Genomic DNA, 23,191 nt, shown 5'->3' with positions numbered 1-23,191 from the left:
GTACGCCGTGGCAGCCGGAGGGAACCACGGGGGAGGATGACGGTCATGACCACAGACCAGTCCCTCCAGCCCTCTCGGCCGACGTACTCGGCGCCCGTGGCGTTCGGTGCCGGGGCGGCCATCGGTGTTCTGGGGGGAATGATCGGGCTGGGTGGTGCGGAGTTCCGCCTGCCGCTGCTGATCGGTCTGTTCGGCTTCGCCGCGCTCTCGGCGGTCATCCTGAACAAGGCGATGAGTCTGATCGTAGTCCTGGTCGCGCTGCCCTCCCGACTGGTCGCGGTGTCGGCCGCCGAGGTCTCTGCCCGCTGGCCGGTCGCGGTCAATTTGCTGGCCGGCAGCCTCCTCGGCGCCTGGGCGGGCGCGTCCTGGGCGGTCCGGATGCGCTCCGCCACCCTCTACAAGGTGCTGGCCGCCCTGATGGTCCTCATGGCCGCCGCGCTCGTGATCACCCACACCCCTGCCCTGGACACGCTCACGCTGCCACTGTGGGCCCGGATCCCCGCCGGAGTCGCGACCGGGTTCGGCATCGGCGTCGTCGCCGCGATCATGGGGGTGGCCGGCGGCGAGCTGCTGATCCCCACGATCGTTCTGCTCTTCGGCGAGGACATCAAGACCGCCGGAAGCCTCTCCTTGCTGGTCTCCCTGCCGACCATGCTGGTCGCGTTCGCCCGCTACAGCCGTGACGGCAGCTTCGCCGTCCTCGGCGCCCACCGCCGCTTCACGGTGGTCATGGCATCCGGCTCGGTCGCCGGGGCCGTGCTGGGCGGACTGCTCCTCGGTGTGTTCCCGGACTTGGTGCTCATCCCTGCGCTGGCTGTGATCCTGCTCGTCTCAGCGGTCAAGCTCGCCCGTCACGACTGAGCAGCCTGGTGCCTCCTGACCTCAGGTCCTGGCTCGGGTTTTGTGATGCCGTCGCGCTGTGTGATCAGCCCGCTGGGTGCATTCCAGAGCGATGGGCGCGGGTGGCTCGTACGATCGTGGTGGGATGGGGCTCGTAGCGCAGTGGTTGTCGCGCCTTCACCGCATGTGGGAGGACGCCGGTTCGAATCCGGTCAGCCCCATCCCACCTCGACTCATGCCAGCAGGACGCGTCCGCGGAGAAGTCGGAGACCCGCGCGGCCGATCATCTGACGCTCGAGCATCTTGATCCTGTCGACGTGCCCTTCGACCACAACGGAGTTCCAGGGCAGGGTCAACCCGGCGACGACCGCGTCCCGGTCACGTTCCGGTCCTGCGGCGAGGGCGTGGCGGCTGGGACCTCGATCCCCGGTCGCTTCGCCAGCCGGGCTGCGAGGCTGACCGCTTCCCGGCCGGGCAGCAGACCGATCGGCCGCCGGGTCTCGGCATCGACCAGGACGGTCCCGTGGTGCCCTCCCTTGCGGGTCGCGCACTCGTCACCACCGACCACCCGTGGGGCGGGCGGTGCCGGTCCCGGGAGCGCGTCAACCGGGCGCAGGACCGTGCTCCGGCTGACGCGAACGGCATCCTCGGCCGCCCGGAAGCAGGCCGGCACGGTATCTGGTACGGGCCCTGGCCGGCCATGTGCCGATCCTGGCGGTGTGGCCGTCGGCGCGTGTGGTCTCGCGGGCGACGGAGTCCGGGCGGTCCGCGGACGAGCAGCACGCCGCACCGGGCAGCACCGGTGATCGGCCCGTGTGCGACAGGGAACCCTCCTCAGCCGTCTCGGCGGCTGTCACGGTGTGCCCGGTCGGGGTGGGGCTGGCAGGCGGGGCAGAGTTCGTGGTGCCCGCGGGGGGTGATCACCGTTCCCCAGCCATTGCACCTTTCGCAGTCGGCGGCCAGGGCGGCGTTGGCGCGCGGGTTCGGGTAGGGAGCCGGGGTCGCTCCGGAGTTCATGTCACTCCAGGGATTGAGCTTCGCTTGCTTGAGCAAAGCCCACTTTAGCCCAGCTCTTGCCCGATTATGCTTGATTGCGTGGATTTAACGCCTGTTTTACATTTGTTCTGTTCATCTCACCCTGGATGCTCCTCTGCACTCGGCCTGCGGGTCGGCGCGGGCGGCCGCCCGGCAACCGGCCCGGCTCCCACGAGCTCACCGTCCGGCAGACCGCGGTCGTGGCCTTCATCAAAGACACCGTGGCAGGTCAGGGGTATCCGCCGTCGATGCGGGAGATCGGCCAGGCGGTCAGGCTGGCCAGTACCTCCTCGGTGTCGCACCAGCTGACGGCGCTGGAGCACAAAGGAGTGCTGTACCGGGATCCGAACCGGCCGCGGGCTTGTCGTGTCCGGCACCGCTGGACCGGCGGTGTCTCCGCGGCCGACACCCACGACAGTCTCGTACTGAAGCCGATGGTGGCCCCTCTCCACACAGGACACGAATCCCGCAGCGATCATTCCAGGCCCCAGGGGCTGCACGCCGACAAGGCCTGCGATCTGCCTGACCTGCGGCGGTGGCTGCACAACCAGCACATCGGCGTCCGCATCGCCCGCAAAGGCATCCAGTCCAGCGGTGCAGGACGTGTTCGACGGGTGTGGGGCGGCGGTCGGTGGGGGTGGGTGATCCGCTCATCCCCAGTACACCTTGCTCTCCCCCGCCCGGAACCGGGCCGTGGTCAGGAGCGCGAAGAGTGCGGTGAAGGCGAGCAGCGCCCCCGTCGGGAGGGCCACGTCGGCCAGGCCGCCCCGGTCCAGGACGACCGCGTGCAGCCCGCGCACGGCCCAGTACGTCGGGAAGGCGGGGGCGACGGAGTCCACCCAGTCCGGCAGGGCGGACAGCGGGACGAGGGCTCCCCCGAGTGCCGCGAACGCCAGCCCGCAGACGCCGCTGATCGAATTGAGCTGCTGGGACGTGCGGGAGACCGCGGTCATCAGCGCGCCGAAGGTGCACAGGCACAGCGCGGTCCCGAACAGCACCAGGACCAGGGCCGGCCAGGAGCCGGAGACGTGGAAGCCGAGCAGGGGTGTCGCCGCGACGAACAGCCCGAGCATCTGGACCAGCGACATGATCACCCAGGGCGACACCTTGCCCACGACGATGTCCAGTGTCGAGGCGGGGCTGGCCCGGAGCCGGTCCCAGGTGCCCCAGCCGTAGTCGCGGAAGAACGCGAAGCCGGACCGCCCGGCGCCGAGCGCGGCGAAGGCCACCGCCATTCCGGGGACGGCGAGTTCGGCACCGCCGGTGCCGCCGGCGGCGCCGGAGGGGACGGCGCTCGTGAAGAGGCCCTGCGTCAGGGCCGCGAGCACGATCGGCATCGCGATCCCGAACAGGGTCGTGCCTGGCATGGTGCCGATCACCCGTAGTTCGTGGCGCATGATGACCACGCCGGCGCGGCCCGTCACGACGGCCCGCCCGAGGCGTACCGGCGTCCGGTCAGGGCGAGGTACACGGTCTCCAGGCTGGCCTGCACGACCTCCACGCCGCGCAGCCGCCGGGCGTCCTCGCCCAGGGCGGGGACCGTCGCCGCGATCGTGGCGGCCGGGTCCGGCGTGGCGACGCGCAGCAGGTCGCCGTGGCGGGTGGCGAAGCCCTCGCGGCCCGGCTCGGCCACCACGAGCGGCGCGGGTCCGGCGAACCGGAACTCGACCGCCGGGGTGGCGTGCCCGGCCACCAGGTCCCGTACCGGACCGCGTGCGATCACGGTGCCGGCTTCGAGCAGGGCGACCGACGCCCCGAGCATCTCCACCTCCTGGAGATAGTGGGTGGAGTAGACGACCGCCGACCCGTCCGCCGCCAGTTCGCGTACGACGTCGAGCAGGTAGGTGCGGGTCTCGACGTCCGCGCCCGCGGTCGCCTCGTCGAGCAGCAGCAGCCGCGGCCGGTGCAGCAACGCCATCGCGGTGTGCACGCGTCGCCTCTGGCCGCCGGAGAGCCGGCCCACCGGCCGGTCCAGCAGCGGTTCGATGCGCAGCGCACGCGCCACCTCGTCGATGCGCGTGCCGAGCTCCCTGCCGCGCAGGCCGGCCAGCTCGCCGAAGAGCCGCAGGTTGTGGCGCGCGCTGAGCACGGGGTACACGGCCACGTCCTGCGGTGCCAGGCCGGTCATCCGCCGGGCCGCCCCGGGCTGCGCGAACGCGTCGACGCCGGCGATGGTGACCGAGCCGGAGTCGGCGCGGCGCAGTCCGGCCACGATCGACACGAAGGTGGACTTGCCGGCGCCGTTGGGTCCGAGCAGGGACACGATCTCCCCGGCCCGGACCTCCAGGTCGACACCGCGCAGGACGGGCGACTCGCCGTAGGACTTGCGCAGGTCCCGTACGTCGAGCACCGTCCGGGCGGCCTCCCCCGGCGCCCGGGGGGCGGGGCCGGAGGAGGCCGCGCCCACGAGCGGGCCGGTCGTCACGGGCGTGCCTCCGGCGGCAGGGGTGCGCACACGTGGGAGCCGGCCGCCCTGAGGCCGCGGGACCGGTGCAGGTCGGCGACCGCGAAACAGCGCCGCAGCCACCGGTCCCGCCCGTCGTAGCGGGGCCGGAATCCGGTACGGCCGTGCACGGCCGCCCGGTTGTCGACGACGATCAGGTCGCCTTCGTCGAGCACCGTGCCCACGAGCACCGCGAGCATGGCGTCCCGCAGTTCGTCCAGCGCCCGTGCCGCGCGGTCGCCGTCCGCTTCCATGGCGTGGAAGTCGGCGATCAGTTCCGGCTCGGCGTCCGGCCCGGACAGCACGGGCAGCGGCATCGAGACGGCACCGGTGCCGCTGCCGCCGAAGGAGCTGCTGTGCCGGATCCGGAACAGCGGCCGGCGCAGCGTCGAGACGCACGCGGCCGACAGGCGGGGCAGGGCCCGGGTGATCGCGCCGGTGGAGGTGAGCGCGCGGCGCTCCTGGTCGGCGCGCAGGCACAGCAGGGTGACGAAGTCCGGCTTGAAGGGGTGGAAGCCGTCCTCGGTGTGCAGTTCGAGCATCACGCTGCCGCTGTTCTCCTGCCGCCGCTCGGCGCCCCTGACCGGCACGATGTCCTGGACGAGGCGGCCGGACTTCTCGTCCGCGTAGGCGATGACGTCGCCGAGCCAGGACACCGTGGCGAGCTGGGCGACGGTGGCCAGCGGCAGCCGCGCCCAGTCCGGTGCGACGCCGTCGGCGGGCGTCGGCGGCAGGTCGTCGTCGATCGGCAGGTTCCGCACGATCAGGGTGCCGTGCGCGTTGCCCGCCTGCCGGAAGCGGCTGAGCGTCCGGGCCAGGCGTGGCGGGAGCCAGCGGGCCGCCATCTCGATGTCCGCCAGCAGGCCGGGGTCGTCGAGCAGCGCCGGGTCGGCCAGACCCGGGTGGGGCAGCCCGTCGGCCACCTCGGCGGCGACCTTGCGGAACTGGTCCTTCTCCTGTGCCGTCAGCGCGAACGTCACCTCCTCGACGCCGCCGACGACGGATGGCTGGTGCGTAGGCAAACCGGTCCTCCTCACGATCGGATGCGTCCGTGCCGACGCGTCAGGAACCGGCCGCGTCCATGGCCCGTGCCAGGCTCCTCGGGCGCATGTCGGTCCAGTGCTCCTCGACGAAGGCGAGGCAGGCCTCGCGCGTGTCCTCGCGGTGCGCGACCTCCCAGCCGGCCGGGACCTCGGCGAAGGACGGCCAGAGCGAGTGCTGGCCCTCGTCGTTGACCAGGACCAGGTAGGTGGCCTCGGGGTTCTCGAAGGGGTTGGTCATCGCTGTGCTTCCTTCTTCCTCGGGTCTTGTTCGGTCTGCGGGTCCGTGCCCAGCCGCTCGGCCAGCACGCGTCCGATCCGGGCCAGTGGCTCGGGGCGGCACATCTCCCGGTGGGTGCAGTCGACGGTGTACCGCTCGACGCGCCCGGTGACGGCGGGCTCCCAGACGGCCGCCGTGGGCGCTCCGGGCGGGCGCCCGGCCGTGGCCGTGAAGTGCAGGACGTCGCCGTCGAACCGGCCGGGCACGTGCGCCGCCGCGATCTTCGTGTTGCTGGTGAAGACCTCGGTCAGGGCCTCGACGCGGCGCTCCTCGATGTCCGCCAGGTGCCCGCCGCCGTTGCGCAGGATCTCCATGACGTCGGCGATCCGCAGGGGTTCGCCGTCGCCGCCGGCGTCCTCGGCGTGGCCGGCGAAGTCGAGCAGGGCGGCGAGGACGTCCTGTTCGGCCACCGGTGTGACGGGGGCGGCCGGGTCGCGGGGATAGGAGTCGAGCAGGGCGAGCAGCGCCACCTCCTCGCCTTCGGCCTGGAGGCGGACCGCGGCCGCGTGGGCCGCGAGACCGCCGAACGACCAGCCCAGCAGGTGGTAGGGGCCCGCGGGTTGCCCCGACCGGATCTGCGCCACGTAGTCGGTGACCAGGTCCTCCATCGTCGCCGGGTGCGTCTCGGGCCGCGCGAGGCCGCGGGACTGGAGCCCGTACACCGGCAGGTCCGGCCCCAGCAGCCGCAGCAGCCCGGTGTAGCACCAGCTGAGGCCGCCGGCGGGGTGGACGCAGAACAGCGGCGGGCGGGTGCCGGAGGTGCGCAGCGGGAGGAGCACGTCGAAGGCGTCGCCGGAGACGCCGAGGCGCAGCCGGTCCATCAGGCGGCTCACCGTGGGCGCGGCGAAGAGGTCCCGGACCGACAGGTCGAGGTTCATGGTGGCGCGGATGCGGCTCACCAGCCGGATCGCCGCCAGGGAGTCCCCGCCCAGGGCGAAGAAGTCGTCGTCGATGCCCGCTCCGGCCACGGCGAGGGCTTCGGCGAACAGGGCGCGCAGGATCTCCTCCTCGGGGGTGCGCGCCGGTCGCCTGGACGTCACGGAACGCGGGCCGGGCTCGGGCAGGGCCCGCCGGTCCAGCTTGCCGCTGGTCGTCAGGGGCAGGTCGGCCAGCACGACGACGTGGGCCGGCACCATGAACTCCGGCAGTGCGGCGGCGGCGTGGCCCCGCAGGTCGCTCTCGCGCGGCTCGGCGCCCGGTGCCGGGACCACGTAGGCCACCAGTCGCCGCTGTCCCGGCCGGTCCTCGCGGACCGCCGCCGCCGCCCGTGCGACCGTCTCGTGCCGGGTCAGTACGGCCTCGACCTCGCCGAGTTCGACGCGGAACCCGCGCAGCTTGACCTGGTCGTCGACGCGGCCGGCGAAGCGCAGCACCCCGTCCGCGGTCCACCGGGCGAGGTCCCCGGTCCGGTACATGCGCTCCCCCGGGGCGCCGAACGGGCAGGCGACGAACCGCTCGGCGGTGAGGCCGCGCCGGTTCAGATAGCCGCGGGCGAGCTGGACGCCGGCCAGGTAGACCTCGCCCACCGTGCCCGGCGGCACCGGGCCGAGTCCCCCGTCGAGCACGTAGACCCGCGTGTTGGTGACGGGCCGGCCGATCGGGACCGGGCGCCGGTCCGGGTCCGGGCCGGTGGCCGGCTCGGGCTCGCAGGTCCAGGAGGTCGCGTGGACGGCGGTCTCCGTCGGCCCGTACAGGTGGTGCAGGACCGCGTCGAGACCGTTCAGCACGTGCAGGGCGCGGTCCTTCAGGTCCGCCGGGAGCGGCTCGCCGCCGGTCAGGACCCGGCGCAGGCCGGTGCAGCGGGCCACGGCCGGTTCGTCGAGGAAGACCCGCAGCATCGACGGCACGAAGTGCACGGTCGTCACCGCGTGTTCGCGGATCGTGGCGGCCAGGTAGGCCGGGTCCCGGTGTCCGCCGGGCTCGGCGACCACGATCCGGGCGCCGGTGGTCAGGGGCCAGAAGAACTCCCACACGGACGCGTCGAACGCGGCGGGCGCCTTGTACAGCACGCTGTCGGAGGGTTCCAGCCCGTACTCGGCCTGGATGCCGAGCAGCCGGTTGACGACGGCGGCGTGCGGGACGACCACTCCCTTGGGCGTGCCGGTGGAGCCGGAGGTGTACAGCACGTACGCGGCGTGCGACGGCGCCGGCCGCGTGGTGCGGGCGGTGCCGCCCGGGTCCTTCCGCGGCCGGTCGCCCGGGTCGCGTACCTGGCCGGGGTCGTCGAGGACGCAGACCGGCCGGGCGTCGTCGAGCACGGTGCGGATCCGCTCGGCCGGGTCGTCGGCGTCGAACGGCAGGTAGGCGGCTCCGGACTTGAGGATCGCCAGCAGGGCCACGGCCAGTTCGGCCGAGCGGGGCAGGGCGACGGCCACGATCCGTTCCGGTCCGGCGCCGCGTTCGATCAGGGCGTGGGCGAGCCGGTCGGCCCGGGCGTCCAGCTCGGCGTAGGACAGGGTGACGCCGGCCGCGGTGAGGGCGGGCGCGTCGGGTGTGCGGGCCGCCTGCGCCTCGAACATCGCGGGCAGCGTCAGCGGGGGCAGGGGCCGTGCGGTGTCGTTCCACGTCCGCAGGACGCGTTCGCGCTCCTCGGGCGCGAGGGTGTCGAGTCGCCGGATCGGCTCGTCCGGGTCGGCGGTCACGGCGTCCAGCAGCCGCTCGAACCTGGCGACCAGGTCCTCCACGGTCCGCCGGTCGAACAGTTCCGTGCTGTACTCGACGCCGCCCTCCAGGCCGCCGGGCAGGCCGTCCGCGGTGTGCCGCTCGGCGAGCCGGAACAGCAGGTCGAACTTGGCCGACCGCGAGGCCACCTCCTCGGTCCGGTGGCGCAGGCCGTCCAGGTCCACGGCGAGGTCCTCGGCGTGCTGGAGCGTCAGCATCACCTGGAACAGCGGGTGCCGGGCCGCCGAGCGGGCCGGTCTGAGCACCTCGACCAGGTGCTCGAAGGGCACGTCCTGGTGGGCGTGCGCGGCCAGTCCGGCCTCCCGGACCCGGCGGAGCAGGTCCGCGAAGCTCGGGTCGCCACCGGTGTCGGTGCGCAGCACCAGCGTGTTGACGAAGCACCCGACGAGGTCGTCGAGGGCCTCCTCGGTGCGTCCCGCGATCGGTGTGCCGATCGGGATGTCGGTGCCCGCGCCCTCCCGGGTGAGCAGCGCCGCGAGCGCCGCGTGGACGGCCATGAACAGACTCGCGTTGCCGGCCCGGGCCAGTCGCACGAGCCGGGCGTGGACGTCCGGCGACAGGCGCAGCGGGACCGTGTCGCCGCGGTGGACGGGCACCTCGGGGCGGGGCCGGTCCCGCCGCAGTTCCAGTTCGGCCGGCAGCCCGTCCAGGGCCCGGCGCCAGTAGGCCACTTGGTGGGAGAGCACGCTGTCCGGGTCGTCGGGCGTGCCGAGGAACCGCCGCTGCCACAGGGTGTAGTCGGCGTACTGGACGGCCGGCGGCGCCCAGGCCGGGGCCCGGCCCGCGCGCCGGGCGGAGTAGGCGGCGGACAGGTCGCGGGCGAAGGGGCGGTTGGACCAGCCGTCCCCGGCGATGTGGTGGAGCACGAGCAGCAGGACGTGCTCGCCGGGGCCGAGGTCGAACAGGACGGCACGCAGCGGTGGTTCGGCCGTCAGGTCGAAGGGGTGGGCCGCTTCGGCGGCGATCGCCGCGGCCAGCCCGGCCTCGTCGACCGGCCGGACGGGCAGGTCGACGGCCGCGTCGGCGGGGGCGAGGACGTGCTGGCGCGGTGTGCCCGCGGTGTCCGGGTAGACCGTGCGCAGCGTCTCGTGCCGGGCCACCACGTCGTCCAGGGCGGCCCGCAGGGCCGGGACGTCGAGGTCCCCGGTCAGGCGCAGCGCGAACGGCATGTTGTAGGTGGCCGACGGGCCTTCCAGCCGGTGCAGGAACCACAGGCGCCGCTGGGCGAAGGACAGCGGCAGCTCGTCGGGCCGCTCCTGCGCGGGCCGCAGCGGCGGCCGCCGCCGGGTGCCTGCGCGCGGTGCGTCGAGCCGGGCGGCGAGCCCGGCGACCGTCGGGGCCTCGAACACGTCGCGTACGGCGAGTTCGGCGCCGAGCGCCGAGCGGACGCGGGAGACCAGCCGGGTGGCGAGCAGCGAGTGCCCGCCCAGGGCGAAGAAGTCGTCGTCGACCCCGGCGCGCGCGACCCCGAGCGCCTCGGCGAACAGGCCGCACAGGATCTCCTCCGTCTGGCTGCGCGGCTCCCGGCCGCCGGTCCCGTGAACTCCCGGCTGCGGGGGCGGGAGTTCGCGGCGGGCCAGTTTGCCGCTGGGGGTGAGCGGCAGCGCGTCGAGGACGACGATCGTGGCCGGGACCATGAACTCGGGCAGCGTCGCGGCGATGTGCTCCCGGAGTTCGGCCGGGTGCACGGCGGTGCCGGGCGCGGGCACCACGTAGGCCGTCAGGCGCTGGTCGCCGGGCCGGTCCTCGCGGACCACGGCGACCGCGTGCGCGACCGTGGCGTGCCGGGCGAGCGCCGCCTCGACCTCGCCGAGTTCGATCCGGTACCCGCGCAGTTTCACCTGCTCGTCCGCGCGCCCGGCGAATTCCAGCAGTCCGGCGGTCGTCCAGCGGGCCAGGTCGCCGGTCCGGTACATGCGGGCTCCCGGCCCGCCGAACGGGTCGGCCACGAACCGCTGCGCGGTCAGGCCGGGCCGGTTCAGATAGCCGCGGGCGAGCTGGGCGCCCGACAGGTGGACCTCTCCCACCACGCCGGGAGGCACCGGGCGCAGCCGTGCGTCGAGCACGTAGGCGCGCACGGCGCGGATCGGCCGGCCGATCACCGGCCGGTCGCTGTCGCGCACCCGGGCTCCGACGGCGTCCACCGTGCACTCGCTCGGCGCGTAGTAGTTGTGCACCTCGGTGTCCGGGTACGCGCGCAGCGTCTCCCACAGCGCCGCTCCGGTGGCCTCGGCGCCCAGCAGGATCACGCCCGGCCGGTGGCCGGGGCCGTCCAGCAGGCCCAGCGCGACCAGTTCGCGCAGCAGCGACGGCGTGATGCCGAGGTAGTCGATGCCCCGCTCGCGCACGTGGTCCAGGAGGGCGACGGCGTCGCGGCGGGTGTCGTCGTCCACGAGGTGCAGTTCGTGTCCGGCGACGAGGCCGAGGATCTGCCCCATGCTGGCGTCGAAGGACAGCGACGCGGTGTGCGCCACCCGCAGCCGGCGTCCTTCCGCGGCGGCCACCCTGTCCGCGGCCGGGGCGAACACCCGGTCGCGGTGGCTGGCGAACAGGTTGGCCAGCCCCTGGTGCGTCACGACGACGCCCTTCGGCACGCCCGTCGACCCGGACGTGTAGACGACGTACGCGGCGTTGTCCCCGCGTACCGCCGGCAGGCCGGTGTCCGGGAGGGGGCCGGGGCCGGGCGTGTCGTCCGCGTCCAGCAGGACCAGGGCGGCCGGGCTCTGGGGCAGGACCCCGGTCAGGGTCCGCTCGGTCACCACGACGGGCACGGACGCGTCGGCGAGCATGAGCGCCAGCCGCTCCGCGGGGTAGCCGGGGTCGAGCGGCACGCACACCCCGCCGGCCTTCCACACGGCCAGCACGGCCGCGATCATGTCGGCCGACCTGCGCACGCACAGTCCGACCAGGGTGTCGGGCCCGACGCCGTGCGCGGTCAGGCGCCGGGCGAGCGCGTGCGCCCGGGCGTCCAGTTCCGCGAACGTCCACCGCGTCCGGCCGTCGGACAGGGCCGGCGCGTGGGGAGTGCGGGCGGCCTGTGCCGCGAAGGCCTCGGGCACCAGCGTCGACGGCGGTCCGCCGGGCGTGCCGTTCCACTCCACCAGCACCCGGGCGCGTTCCTCGGGCGTCAGGATCTCCAGGTCGCCGATCCGCCGGGCCGGGTCCGCCACCGCGGCCCGGAGGACCCGGACCACCCGGCCCATGATCGCCTCCGCGGCCTCGCGGTCGAACAGGTCGGTCTGGTGGTCCAGGCGCAGCCGCAGGGGCCTGCCGGGCATCACCATGAAGTTGAGCGGGTAGTGGGTGACGCCGTGGCTCCGGGTCGCGGTGACCCGCAGTCCGCCGCCGTGCGCGGCGGCGGCCGTTCCGCTCCCCCCGGCCGGGAGGTTCTCGAACACGGTGGCCGTGTCGAAGAGTTCACCCGAGTCCAGGGTGCGCTGGATGCCGGCCAGGCCTATGTGCTGGCAGGCCATCAGACGGGTCTGGTCCTGCTGCAGGCGGGCCAGCATCCCGGTCAGCGGTTCCGCCGGGTCGAGCCGGACGCGGACGGGCAGGGTGTTGGCGAACAGGCCGATCATCTTCTCGGCCCCGGGCACCTGGGGCGGGCGCCCGGACACCGTGGTGCCGAACACGACGTCGTCCCGGCCGGTGAGCCGGCCGAGCACGATCGCCCAGGCGCCCAGGAACACCGTGTTCAGTGTCAGGCCCTCGCGGCGGGCCAGACCGTCCAGCGCGTCGGCGAGGCCGCCCGGCAGGTCGTGCAGGACCTGGCCGGGCAGGTCCGGCGTCCGGGACGGGTCGGAGGGGGCGACCCGGGTGGGCTCGTCGATGCCCTTGAGCACCTCGCGCCAGACGTCCTCGGCGGCCGCCCGGTCCTGGCCGGCCAGCCAGGCCAGGTAGTCGCGGTACCGGGCCGCCGGGGGCATGCCGTCCTCCCGGCCGCCTTGCGCGTGCAGCCGGAACAGCTCGTCCAGCAGCAGCTGCACGGACCAGCCGTCGAGCACCAGGTGATGGGCGGTCAGGAGGAAACGGTGGCGCTCCTGCCCGAGCCGGATGAGCGTGAACCGCAGCAGGGGCGGGCGGGCCGGGTCGAAGCGGCGCAGCCGGTCCGCCGCCGCGATCCGCTCCGCCTCGGCCTCGCGTCCGGCGGGGGCCACCGCGGTGAGGTCGACGTCCTCCCAGGGCAGCGTCACCTCGCGCGGGACGATCTGCACCGGCTCGTCGAGGTCCTCGTGCCAGAAGCCGGCCCGCAGGCTCGCGTGGCGCCGCAGCAGGGCGCGGGCGGCGGCGCGCAGCGCCTCGGCGTCGAGGGGGCCTTCCAGGTCGAAGGCCATCTGAAGGGTGTAGAGGTCGAGCGCCGCCTCGTCGTAGAGCGCGTGGAACAGCAGCCCTTCCTGCAGTGGCGCCAGCGGCAGGATGTCCTCCAGCTCCGCCTGCGGATCCGCCTGCGTCATCGCTTCCTCCTCCATGCGGCTTCGAGCTGTTCGAGCTTGTCCTGGCTGAGCCGGACCAGCGGTACGTCGGACGGGGTGCGGCCACCGGCGTCGGGCCGGGTGGCGTGGGCGGCCAGGGCGTCCAGGGCGCGCGCCCAGGTGTCGGCCAGGTCCCGCAGCTCGGCGTCCGCGGACGGGCCGAGGGGCCGGCACCAGGTGGCGGTCAGCCGTGGTCCGTCCGGATGTTCCACGGCGGCCGCCCTGGCCTCGATGCGGTACTCCGGCGGTGTTCCGGGCCCGCCGGGCCACGGACCCGAGGGGGTCTGCGGCAGCCGTCCGAGGTAGTGGAAGGCGGCCTGCGGCGCGGGCCGGGCCGTGAGGACGGGTGCGGTCTCGGCGTTGAGGTGGCGCAGCAGGCCGTAGCCCAGTCCGCCGTCCGGCAGGGACCTCAGTTCCTCCTTGACCCGCTTGAGGACCGTCCCGGCGGCGTGTCCGCCGTTCCACAGGTCGTTCCAGTCGACGCCGCCCAGGTCCAGGCGGACCGGATGCGTGGCCGTGAAGCAGCCCACCGTGCGGGACAGGTCGACCCCTTCGGCGACCTCGGCCCGGCCGGGGCGCCGTACGTCGGTCAGCACGGAGTCGCCCTTGATGCCGGGGGCGTCGTCCGTGCCGGCCGGGTCGGCCGGTCCCCGGCGGCGCCGCCAGTCGGCCACCGCCAGCGCGAACGCGGTCAGCAGCACGTCCTCGGCATCCGCGTGGAAGGCGGCCGGGACGGTGGTGAGGAGTGCCTCGGTGCGCTCGGCGGACAGGGTGACGGTCAGCGTGCCGGACCCGGCCGCCGGGTCCCCGGCACTCCGGCCGTCGTCGGCCCGCTCCGGCCGGTCGGGCCGGTCCGGTTGGTCCGGCTGGTCAGGCCGGTCCGGCTCGGTGAGGATCGAGGTCCAGCGCGGCAGCTCCTCGACCCGCCGCGCGTCCTGGGCGTGGGCGCGCAGGTGCTGGGCCCACCGGCGGAACGACGTGCCGACCGGGGCGAGTTCGGGCCGTCGGCCCTCGGCGGACGCCGCGCAGGCGGTGGTGACGTCCGCCAGCAGGATCCGCCAGGACTCCGGGTCCGTGACCGTGCGGTGCAGCACCAGCAGCAGCAGCCCCGGCCGGTCCGGTCCCGCGTCGAACCAGACCGCCTGGACCATCACCCCGGACTCCGGGGCCAGACGGGCCGACGCCGCCCGCTCCTCCGCCGCGGCCAGGTCCTCGCTCTCCCCGGCCGTGACCCGGTGGAGCAGGTCCGCGGCCCGGACCGTGCCGGGCGGCGTCACCTCCAGCAGCCACTCGTCCGGGCCCGGCCGCGGTGCCGGGCCGGGCACGCGGGTCAGGCGCGAGCGCAGCGCGTCGTGATGGTCGAGGACCGTCTGGAGGGCCGTTGCGAGCCGTTCCGCGTCGAGCCCGGCCGGGACCCGCACGGTCATCGCCTCGTGGCGGGTGCCGGGGTCGGCGTCCCGCTCCCGCAGCGCGTGGAGCGCCGGTGTCAGGGGCACCGTGCCGATGCCCGCCTGCGGGGCCTCGGCCTCGGCCGGCTCACCGCCGAGTGTTCCGGCGGCCGCGGCCAGTTCCGCCACGGTCCGGTGCAGGAACACGTCCTGGGGCGCGATCGCGAACCCCGCTGCGCGGGCCTTGCTGACCACCTGGATGGAGACGATGCTGTCGCCGCCGATGTCGAAGAAGTCGTCGTCGGCACCGACGGCCGGGAGGCCGAGCACCTCGGCGAAGATGTCGCACAGCAGGCGCTCGCGCGCGGTGGAGGGCGCGCGGCCCGCGGGGGCGCCGGAGGACTCCGGTGCGGGCAGCGCCCTGCGGTCGACCTTCCCGTTCGGTGTCAGCGGCAGGGCGTCGAGCGTCACGACGACCGAGGGGACCAGGTATTCCGGCAGTCGCTCCCGCAGCAGGGCCCGCACCGAGGTGCCCAGGGCCACCGGTGCCGCCGTCGCCGCGGGGTCGTTGGTGAAGGCCCGCAGCGACGGCCCGTCCGCCGCCGCGGGGGCCGCCGGCACATAGCCACCGGTGACCGCGCCCTCCGTGTCCCCGGCGGCGAACAGCGCGTCGAAGCAGTCGTCCCCGGCCGGGCCCGACCAGGTGACGGCCACCCACAGGCCGAGCCGTTCACCCAGTTCGCACAGGGCCTCCGGGTCCACCGCGTCCACCGGCGCCGCGGCCGCCTCGCCCGCCAGCCGGGCGTTGGGGATCCCGGTGACCCGCAGCCGGTCCGGCCGGTCGGCGTCCAGCAGCGCGGCGAGTGACTCCGCTCCCCCGGCCAGCTCCGCCCAGCGCACCACGGGGGCGTCGCCGAACGGCCGGGGTGGTGCCGCCAGCGGCGCCCGGTGCAGGACGGCGTCGTATCGGTAGCGGGACAGCTCGTTGTGGTGGCTGCCGCGCTTGAGGCGGACGTCCACGGCGCCCACCTCCGGCACCACGTCGGCCAGGGCCGGGAAGAAGTCCGGATCGACGAGCAACTCCCGCTCCTGCGCGGTGTTCCCGGTGGCCGCCCGGAACATGGGCAGCAGCCGCAGGTTGCGCAGGTCGCCGAGGAACAGGGCGCCGCCCGGCGCGAGCAGCCGCATCGCGTTGCCGATGACCCCGGTCAGGTAGGCGGCGTCCGGGAAGTACTGGGCCACCGAGTTGAGCACGACGATGTCGAAGAAGCCCTCGGGCAGCCCGGTGGTGTCGTCCGCGGGCTGGGCCCGCAGCACCACCTTGCCGGCGAGCGCCGGCTCGGCGGCGACCTGCGCCGCCAGGGACTCGATCGCCGCCGCCGACAGGTCGGTGCCCCAGTACGTGTCGCACTCCCCGGCGAGCCGGGAGAGGATCAGGCCGCGGCCGACACCGATCTCCAGGACGCGTCCGGGCCCGAGTTCGCGGATCCGGGTGACGGTGGCGTCGCGCCACTGCCGCATCTCGGCCTCCGGGATGGGCTGCCCGTCGTAGCTGCTGTTCCAGCCGGTGAAGTCCTCGCCGAACGGGGCGGTCTGCGAGGCGCCGTACAGGGTGTCGTACAGCTCGCGCCACTCGCCCAGCACCCGGTCCGACCCGCCCGGCGCGCCGTCGCTGTCCGCGGTGGCCGTACCGTCCGTGCTGTCCGTGGCGGGTACGACGTACCCGACGAGGCGGGTGCCGCCGGGCCCGTCCCGGCGGGCCACCGCGACGGCCTGCCCCACGCCGGGGTGGGCGGCCATCGCCGACTCCACCTCGCCGAGTTCGATGCGGTGGCCCCGGACCTTGACCTGCTGGTCGGCGCGCCCGGCGAACTCCAGATCACCGTCGGAGTTCCAGCGCGCGAGGTCCCCGGTGCGGTACATCCGCGTCCCCGGCTCCCCGTACGGGCAGGGCAGGAACCGCTCGGCGGTCAGGCCGGGCCGTCCGAGGTAGCCGCGGGCCAGGCCGGCCCCGGCCAGGTACAGCTCGCCCACGACGCCGGGCGGCACGGGGCGCAGCCCGGCGTCGAGCACGTAGGCGCGGGTGCCGGGGATCGGTGTGCCGATGGGCGGGACGCCGCCCCCACCGGCCAGCGGCCGGCTCATCGTCCCGCAGACGGTCGACTCGGTCGGCCCGTAGGCGTTGACCATCCGCCGGCCGCGGCTCCAGGCCGCCACCGTCTCCGGCGGGCAGGCCTCGCCGGCGACCACGAGGGTGGTCACCGTCGGGAGCTGATCGGGCGTCATCACGCCGAGGGCGACCGGCGGCACCGTCAGATGGGTCACGCCGTGCTCGGCCGTCAGGGCGGCGAGGTCCGGTCCGGGCAGCAGCCGCTCGGCCGGTGCCACCACCAGGGCCGCCCCGGTCAGCAGCGCCATGCACAGCTCCCAGAACGCCGCGTCGAAGCTCGGCGAGGCGAACTGCAGGACCCGGCTGCCCGGCCCGGCGTCGAAGGCCCTGGTCTGGCTCGCCACGAGACCGGCCGCACCGGCGTGGGTGACGACCACGCCCTTGGGCCGGCCGGTGGAGCCGGACGTGTAGAGGACGTAGGCCGGGCCGGCCGGTGTCAGGAGCGCGACCCGGTCGGCATCGCCCGGGTTCGTGTCCGCCCGGTCCGCGGCGGACCGCTCCCCGGCGTCGAGGTCCAGCCTGGGCAGGCCGACGGCACCGGGTACCTCGGCGTCGCCGATGCCGCCCGTCAGCAGCAGCGACGGACGGGCGTCGCCGAGCATGAACGCGAGGCGCTCGGCCGGGTAGCCGACGTCCAGCGGGAGGTAGGCCGCCCCGGCCTTGAGGGTGGCGAGGACCGCCACGATCAGGTCGGCGGAGCGGGGGAAGGCCAGCGCGACGGTCTGCTCGGGTCCGATGCCGCGCGAGATCAGCAGGTGGGCCAGGCGGTTGGCGCGCGCGTTGAGTTCCGCGTACGACAGGGTGAGGTCCTCGGCGACGACGGCCGGGGCGTCCGGGGTCCGGGCGGCCTGTGCCTCGAACAGCGCCGGCAGGCAGGCCGGGGCGACCGGGTCGCCGGCGGTGCCGAGCAGCCGGGTCCGCTCGGCGGGTGTGAGGAGGTCGGCGTGGCCGATGGGCCGTGCCGGGTCGGCGGTGACCGCCTCCAGCAGCCGGATCCACCGTGCGGCCATCGCCTCGACGGTGGCCCGGTCGAACAGGTCGGTGCTGTACTCCACGGTGGCGCGCACCCCGCCGAAGGAACCGGCCGGCGCTCCCGGCGACGCGGGCCGTTCGGTGACGCTGAAGAACAGGTCGAACCGCGAGGTCCCCGAGCCGGCCGGCTCGGGCGTCACGTCGACGCCGGGCAGGGTGAGGCCGGCCGCCGGTGTGTTCTGGAGGACCAGGGCCACCTGGAACAGCGGATGGCGGTTCGGGGAGCGGACCGGGTTCAGTACCTCCACCAGGTGCTCGAAGGGCACGTCCTGGTGGGAGTACGCGGTCAGTGCGGTCTCCCGTACGCGGCGCAGCAGTTCGCCGAACGACGGGTCGCCCGAGGTGTCCGTCCGCAGCACCAGCGTGTTGACGAACAGCCCGATCGCGTCGTCGAGCGCCTCGTCGCGCCGGCCGGCGGTCCCGCTGCCGATCGGCAGGTCCGTGCCGGCGCCGAGCCTGGTCAGCAGGGCGGCGAGACCGGCGTGCAGCACCATGTGGAGGCTGACTTCGCAGGTCCGGGCGAGGTGGGCCAGCCGGCGGTGCAGTGCGGGGCTCAGGTCGAAGCCGAGCATCTCGCCGCGGTAGGTGGACACGGCGGGGCGGGGCCGGTCCGCCGGGAGGTCCAGCTGCTCGGGCAGGCCGGCCAGGGCCTCGGTCCAGTACGCCACCTGCCGGGCGAACAGGCTGTCCGGGTCGTGCTCGTCGCCGAGCAGGGCGCGCTGCCAGAGCGTGTGGTCCGCGTACTGGACGGGCAGCGGCGCCCATGCCGGTGCCTCGCCCCGGATCCGCGCGGCGTAGGCGGTGGCGAGGTCCCGGGAGAGCGGGGCCATCGACCATCCGTCGCCGGCGATGTGGTGCACGAGGACGACCAGGACGTGTTCCCGCTCGTCCAGGACGAGCAGTTCGGCCCGCAGCGGCAGGTCGACCGCGAGGTCGAAGGGGTAGCGGGCCGCCTCCCGCACGGCCGCGGCCGGCCCGGTCCCGTCGAGGTGCCGGACGATCAGCTCGGGCCGGGCGTCGGCCGCGCCGAGGACGAGCTGGCGGGGCACGCCGTCCGTCGCGGGGTACACGGTGCGCAGGCTCTCGTGGCGCGCCGCGACGTCGGCCAGCGCGGCCCGCAGCGCCTGCTGGTCCACCGTGCCGCGCAGCCGCAGGGCGATCGGCATGTTGTACGTCGCGTTCGGCCCTTCCAGGCGGTGCAGGAACCACAGGCGCTGCTGCGCGAACGACAGCGGCAGCACGTCGGGCCTGGGCATCGGCCGCAGGGCCGGCCGCACCCGGTCCGGGTGGGCGTCCGCGTCGCTCAGCCGCTCGGCGATCCCGGCGACCGTGGGCGCCTCGAACACGGTGCGCACGGCGAGTTCGACGCCGAGGGCGGCGCGGATGCGGCTGATGAGCCGGGTGGCCAGCAGCGAGTGCCCGCCGAGGGCGAAGAAGTCGTCGTCGACACCGACCGCCGCCACGCCCAGGACCTGTGCGAACAGGTCGCACAGCACCTGCTCCCGGTGCGTGGCGGGCCGCCGGGAGCCCGCCGGGGAGCCGAGGTACGGCGCGGGGAGCGCCGCCCGGTCGAGCTTGCCGTGGGCGGTGAGGGGAAGCGCGTCGAGGACCACCACGGCGGACGGGACCATGTACGCGGGCAGCTGCTCCCGCAGCGACGCGGTCAGCGAGGCGACCAGTTCGCCGCGCCGCCGGGCCGCCGCGGGGTCGTTGGCCAGGGCGCCCGGCGCGGCCGCCGGGTCCGGGCGGTGGACGCCGTCGAGCGCGGTGGCGGCCGGGTCCACGAAGAGCACGTCGAGGCTCTCGGGGTCGCCACCGGACCGGGTGACCGCCACCCGGTAGCCGGCGCGTTCGCCCAGTGCGCAGAAGTCGTCCGGGCCGAGGCCCGGGGCCGAGGACCGCTCGGCGTCCCCGAGCAGGGCGAGCAGTTCGGGCAGGGGCCGCCCCTCGTCCAGGGCGCGCAGGGCGGCGGCCTCGTCGGCGATCCGCTCGTCCGGGACCCCGGTGATCCGCAGCGCGGGCACGCGGTCGCCGGTGAGGGTCCGTTCGAGGGCCTCCAGCGCGGTGACGTCGCGGCCCCACCGCAGCTCCGGGGCCGCCGTCAGCCGCCGCAGCCCGGCGGCCGGCCGCTTGTGCAGCACGACGTCGTAGCGGTAGCGGCTCAGTTCGTTGACGTAGGCGCCGCGCTTGACCTGGAGGTCGACGCCGGCGATGTCGTCGCGCCGGTCGGCGAGCGCGGTGAAGAACGCGGGGTCGAGGAGCAGTTCCTTCTCCAGCTGCACCGCCTGTTCCACCGCGCGGCGTACCGCGGCGAGGTCGGCGGACGGGGTGGCGCGGCGCAGCTGTGCCGCCGTGTGCAGCAGGCGCAGGGTCCGCAGGTCGCGCACGTCGCCGAGGAACAGGGCTCCGCCGGGTGCCAGCCGTTCCAGGGCCGTGCCGATCACGTCGGTGAGGTGGGCGGCGTCCGGGAAGTACTGGGCGACCGAGTTGACGACGACCGTGTCGAAGTGCCCGGCCGGCAGGCCGCCGGCGTCCGAGGCCGGCTGGACCCGCAGTTCGACGCGGTCGGCCAGGCCCTGTTCGGCCACCTGGCCGCGCAGCCGGTCGACGGCGTCCGCCGAGATGTCGATGCCCCAGTAGGCCTCGCAGTCGGGCGCGAGCCGGGACAGCAGCAGGCCGCTGCCCACGCCGATCTCCAGCACGCGGCGCGGCCGCAGCTCCCGGATGCGCGCGACGGTGGCGTCCCGCCACCGGCGCATCTGCCCGGCCGGGATCGGCTCGCCGTCGTAGCTGCTGGTCCAGCCGGCGAAGTCCTCGCCGAACGGGGCCGGCCGCGTCGCGGCGTGCTCGGTGCCGTAGAGGGAGTCGTACACCTCCTGCCAGTCGCCGAGCTGGGCGCGGACCGCGTCGCCGTCCCGCCGTCCGCCGGCGGCGGGGACGACGTAGGCCACCAGGTGGGTGCCGGACGGTTCCTCCTCCCGGGCGACGACCGCGGCCTGCGCCACGCCCTCGTGCCGGGTCAGGGCCGCCTCGATCTCCGCCGGTTCGATCCGGTACCCGCGGACCTTGACCTGTTCGTCGGCGCGGCCGACGAAGACGAGGTCGCCGCCCGGGGTCCAGCGGGCCAGGTCGCCGGTCCGGTACATCCGGGCCCCGGGCCCGCCGAACGGGTCGGCCACGAACCGCTCCGCGGTCTGGCCGGGCCGGCCGAGGTAGCCGCGGGCGAGCTGCGCCCCGGCGAGGTACAGCTCTCCGGTCACGCCCGGCGGCACCAGCCGCATCCCCGCGTCGAGCACGTACGCCCGGGTGTTCGCGACGGGCCGCCCGACGGGCACGGGGCCGTCCGCGACTCCGGTCCCGGGCCGCACCCGGTACGTGATGCAGCCGACCGTGGTTTCCGTCGGCCCGTACTCGTTGACGACGGTGGCCTGCGGATGCGACAGCCGCCACGCCGCGAGCTGCTCGCCGGTGAGCTGCTCACCGCCGACGACCAGGTCCGTGACCGCCGGGTCCTGACCGGGCGAGGCGCCGAGCAGGGCCAGGTGGCTCGGGGTCGCCTTGAGGAAGGTGTACGGGCCCGGGGCCGGCGACCCGTCGGACAGGTCCCCGACCAGGACCCGTCCGCCCGAGGTCAGCGACGCGAACAGCGCCGTGACGGTCAGGTCGAAGGAGACCGGCGAGTGCAGCAGCGCCGTACCCGCCGTGCCGGGGTAGGCCCGGCGGGCGAAGTCCAGGTAGGCCGCGAGGGCTCGGTGCTCGACGAGCACGCCCTTGGGGCGGCCCGTGGAGCCCGACGTGTAGATCACGTACGCGGGGTGCGCCGGTAGCAGACCCGCCTGCCGGTCGGTGTCGGACGGATCGTGCTCCGGCTGTTCCTCGGCCGCCCGCATCAGGTCGGGCTCGTCGAGGGCGAGCCAGCGCAGCCCCGTCTCCGGCAGGTCCGCGGCGTGCGTGCCCAGGGTGAGCCCGCACGCCGCGCCGGCGTCGTCCAGCACATGGCGGAGCCGCGCGGCCGGGTGCGCCGGGTCGACGGGCAGGTAGGCGGCGCCCGCCTTGACCACGGCCAGCAGTGCGACGACGAGGTCGGCGGAGCGCGGCAGGGCGACCGCCACGACCTGCTCCGGGCGGGTCCCGCGGGCGATGAGCAGACGCGCCAGCCGGTTGGCCCGTGCGTTCAGCTCGGCGTAGGTGAGGTCGGTGCCGCCGTCGGTCACGGCGACCGCGTGGGGCGTGCGCGCCGCCTGTGCCTCGAACGCCTCCGGCAGCAGGGTCGGCGGGACGTCGGACTCGGTGCCGTTCCACGTGACGAGCAGGTGCTCGCGCTCGGCGGCGTCGGTGAGGTCGAAGGTGCTGATGGGCCGGTCCGGCCCGGCCGCCGCGGCTTCGAGGAGCCGGACGAAGCGGGCCGCGAGTGCCTCGGCGGTGCCGTGGTCGAACAGGTCCGCGCTGTACTCCAGTACGCCGTCGACCCGGTCCGGGGCGCCGTCCTCGGTGTACCTGTCGGTCAGGCTGAACAGCAGGTCGAACTTGGCCGCGCCCACGTCGGCGACGTCGGGGGTCACCCGCAGGCCCGGCATGGCGAACTCGGGGTCGGTGTTGTTCTGCAGCGTCAGCATCACCTGGAAGAGCGGGTGCCGGGCCGCCGACCTGACCGGGTTGAGCAGTTCGACCAGCTGCTCGAAGGGCACGTCCTGGTGGGCGTAGGCGGCGAGGTCGGTCTCGCGGACCCGCTCCAGCAGGCCGGCGAAGGTCGGGTCCCCGGAGGTGTCCAGGCGGAGCGCGAGCGTGTTGACGAAGAACCCGACGAGGTCGTCGAGGGCCTCGTCGGTGCGCCCGGCGATGGCGCTGCCGATCGGGATGTCCGTGGCCCCGCTGAGCTTGCCGAGCAGGCTCGCCAGCCCGGCCTGCACCACCATGAAGAGGGTCGCTCCGCGCTCCCGCGCCAGGTCCGCGAGCCGTCGGTGCAGGTGCGCGTCGAGCGTGAACAGCACCTTGCCGCCGCGATGGCTCGCCACCGCCGGGCGGGGCCGGTCGGCGGGCAGGTCCAGTTGCTCGGGCAGCCCGGCCAGGGTGCGCTCCCAGTGCGCGATCTGGGCGGAGATCAGGCTGTCCGGGTCGTCCTCGTCGCCGAGGAGGTCGCGCTGCCACAGCGCGTAGTCGGCGTACTGGACGGGCAGCGGCTTCCACTCGGGGGCCCGGCCCGAGCAGCGGGCCGTGTAGGCCGTAGAGAGGTCCCGGGCGAACGGGGAGTTCGACCAGCCGTCCCCGGCGATGTGGTGGATCACGAGCAGCAGCACGTGCTCGTCCGGGCCCAGGGCGAACAGGAAGGCCCGCAGGGGCGTTTCGGTCGTCAGGTCGAACCGGTGTCCGGCCGCGGCGGCCAGCGCTCCGGCGAGACCGTCCTCGCCGACCCGGTGGACCGGAAGCTCCACCACCGCCTCGTCCGCGCCGAGCACCACCTGGCGCGGCTCCCCGCCTGCCTCGGGGAAGACGGTGCGCAGGGTCTCGTGCCGGGCGACGACGTCGTTCAGGGCGGTGTGCAGGGCAGCGGCGTCCAGATTTCCGGACAGGCGCAGCGCGAAGGGCATGTTGTAGGTGGGGCTGGGGCCTTCCAGTCGGTGCAGGAACCACAGCCTGCGCTGCGCGAAGGACAGCGGCAGCACGTCCGGCCGGTGGGCCGCCGCGCGCAGGGCCGGCCGGCGGCCCTCCCCCGCGTCGATCCGGGCCGCCAGGCCCGCGACCGTGGGCGCCTCGAACAGGTCCCGCACCGACAGCTCCGCGTCGAGCACCGACCGGATGCGGGAGATCA

Annotated in this window: 7 protein-coding genes, 1 tRNA gene and 1 pseudogene; 3 read left to right on the top strand and 6 right to left on the bottom strand. The window is 75.0% G+C overall.

The genetic code is table 11. From position 1 onward, the window contains the following. The first annotated feature begins 45 nt into the window (after positions 1-45). The 3 genes and pseudogenes from ACIF8T_RS38550 to ACIF8T_RS38540 all read left to right on the top strand — a co-directional run. Positions 46-861: a sulfite exporter TauE/SafE family protein gene (locus ACIF8T_RS38550; protein WP_400041912.1), complete on the top strand. Its 816-nt coding sequence runs from the start codon at positions 46-48 to the stop codon at positions 859-861. Positions 862-987: 126 nt separating this feature from the next. Next, a tRNA-Ala gene (locus tag ACIF8T_RS38545) sits at positions 988-1,061 on the top strand. Between the two features lie 921 nt (positions 1,062-1,982). Then, positions 1,983-2,522, top strand: a pseudogene (locus tag ACIF8T_RS38540) (hypothetical protein); the annotation flags it as partial. 3 nt (positions 2,523-2,525) lie between these two features. Here the strand turns inward: ACIF8T_RS38540 and ACIF8T_RS38535 are convergent. From ACIF8T_RS38535 to ACIF8T_RS38510, 6 genes are read right to left on the bottom strand one after another with little or no spacing between them, the layout of a single operon-like run. Next, the gene (locus ACIF8T_RS38535; protein WP_400041931.1) at positions 2,526-3,272 is read right to left on the bottom strand and encodes an ABC transporter permease; all 747 of its coding nucleotides are present in this window, start codon (positions 3,270-3,272) and stop codon (positions 2,526-2,528) included. Between the two features lie 23 nt (positions 3,273-3,295). Then, positions 3,296-4,300 (bottom strand): ABC transporter ATP-binding protein, encoded by a 1,005-nt coding sequence (locus tag ACIF8T_RS38530; RefSeq protein WP_400041911.1) that lies wholly within the window; start codon positions 4,298-4,300, stop codon positions 3,296-3,298. Continuing rightward, positions 4,297-5,340 (bottom strand): TauD/TfdA family dioxygenase, encoded by a 1,044-nt coding sequence (locus ACIF8T_RS38525; protein ID WP_400041909.1) that lies wholly within the window; start codon positions 5,338-5,340, stop codon positions 4,297-4,299. Before ACIF8T_RS38525 ends, ACIF8T_RS38530 begins: the two co-directional genes overlap by 4 nt. A 40-nt stretch (positions 5,341-5,380) precedes the next feature. Then, on the bottom strand, positions 5,381-5,599 hold the full coding sequence (locus ACIF8T_RS38520; protein ID WP_400041907.1) for an MbtH family protein: 219 nt from the start codon (positions 5,597-5,599) through the stop codon (positions 5,381-5,383). Next, positions 5,596-12,774 (bottom strand): amino acid adenylation domain-containing protein, encoded by a 7,179-nt coding sequence (locus ACIF8T_RS38515; protein WP_400041906.1) that lies wholly within the window; start codon positions 12,772-12,774, stop codon positions 5,596-5,598. Before ACIF8T_RS38515 ends, ACIF8T_RS38520 begins: the two co-directional genes overlap by 4 nt. Next, complete coding sequence (locus ACIF8T_RS38510) at positions 12,771-23,171, bottom strand: amino acid adenylation domain-containing protein (protein ID WP_400041905.1); 10,401 nt, start codon at positions 23,169-23,171, stop codon at positions 12,771-12,773. The genes ACIF8T_RS38515 and ACIF8T_RS38510 overlap by 4 nt, the downstream gene beginning before the upstream one ends. Positions 23,172-23,191 lie beyond the last annotated feature (20 nt).

Source organism: Streptomyces sp. NPDC085946, assembly GCF_044540485.1.
Lineage (GTDB): Bacteria > Actinomycetota > Actinomycetes > Streptomycetales > Streptomycetaceae > Streptomyces.
This window is presented reverse-complemented; position numbering and strand designations above follow the sequence as displayed.

Bases quoted from the DNA above. Each gene is read 5' to 3' on its own strand.
- ACIF8T_RS38515 (WP_400041906.1), bottom strand. From the start codon at position 12,774: ATGACGCAGGCGGATCCGCAGGCGGAGCTGGAGGACATCCTGCCGCTG.
- ACIF8T_RS38535 (WP_400041931.1), bottom strand. From the start codon at position 3,272: ATGCGCCACGAACTACGGGTGATCGGCACCATGCCAGGCACGACCCTG.
- ACIF8T_RS38550 (WP_400041912.1), top strand. From the start codon at position 46: ATGACCACAGACCAGTCCCTCCAGCCCTCTCGGCCGACGTACTCGGCG.
- ACIF8T_RS38520 (WP_400041907.1), bottom strand. From the start codon at position 5,599: ATGACCAACCCCTTCGAGAACCCCGAGGCCACCTACCTGGTCCTGGTC.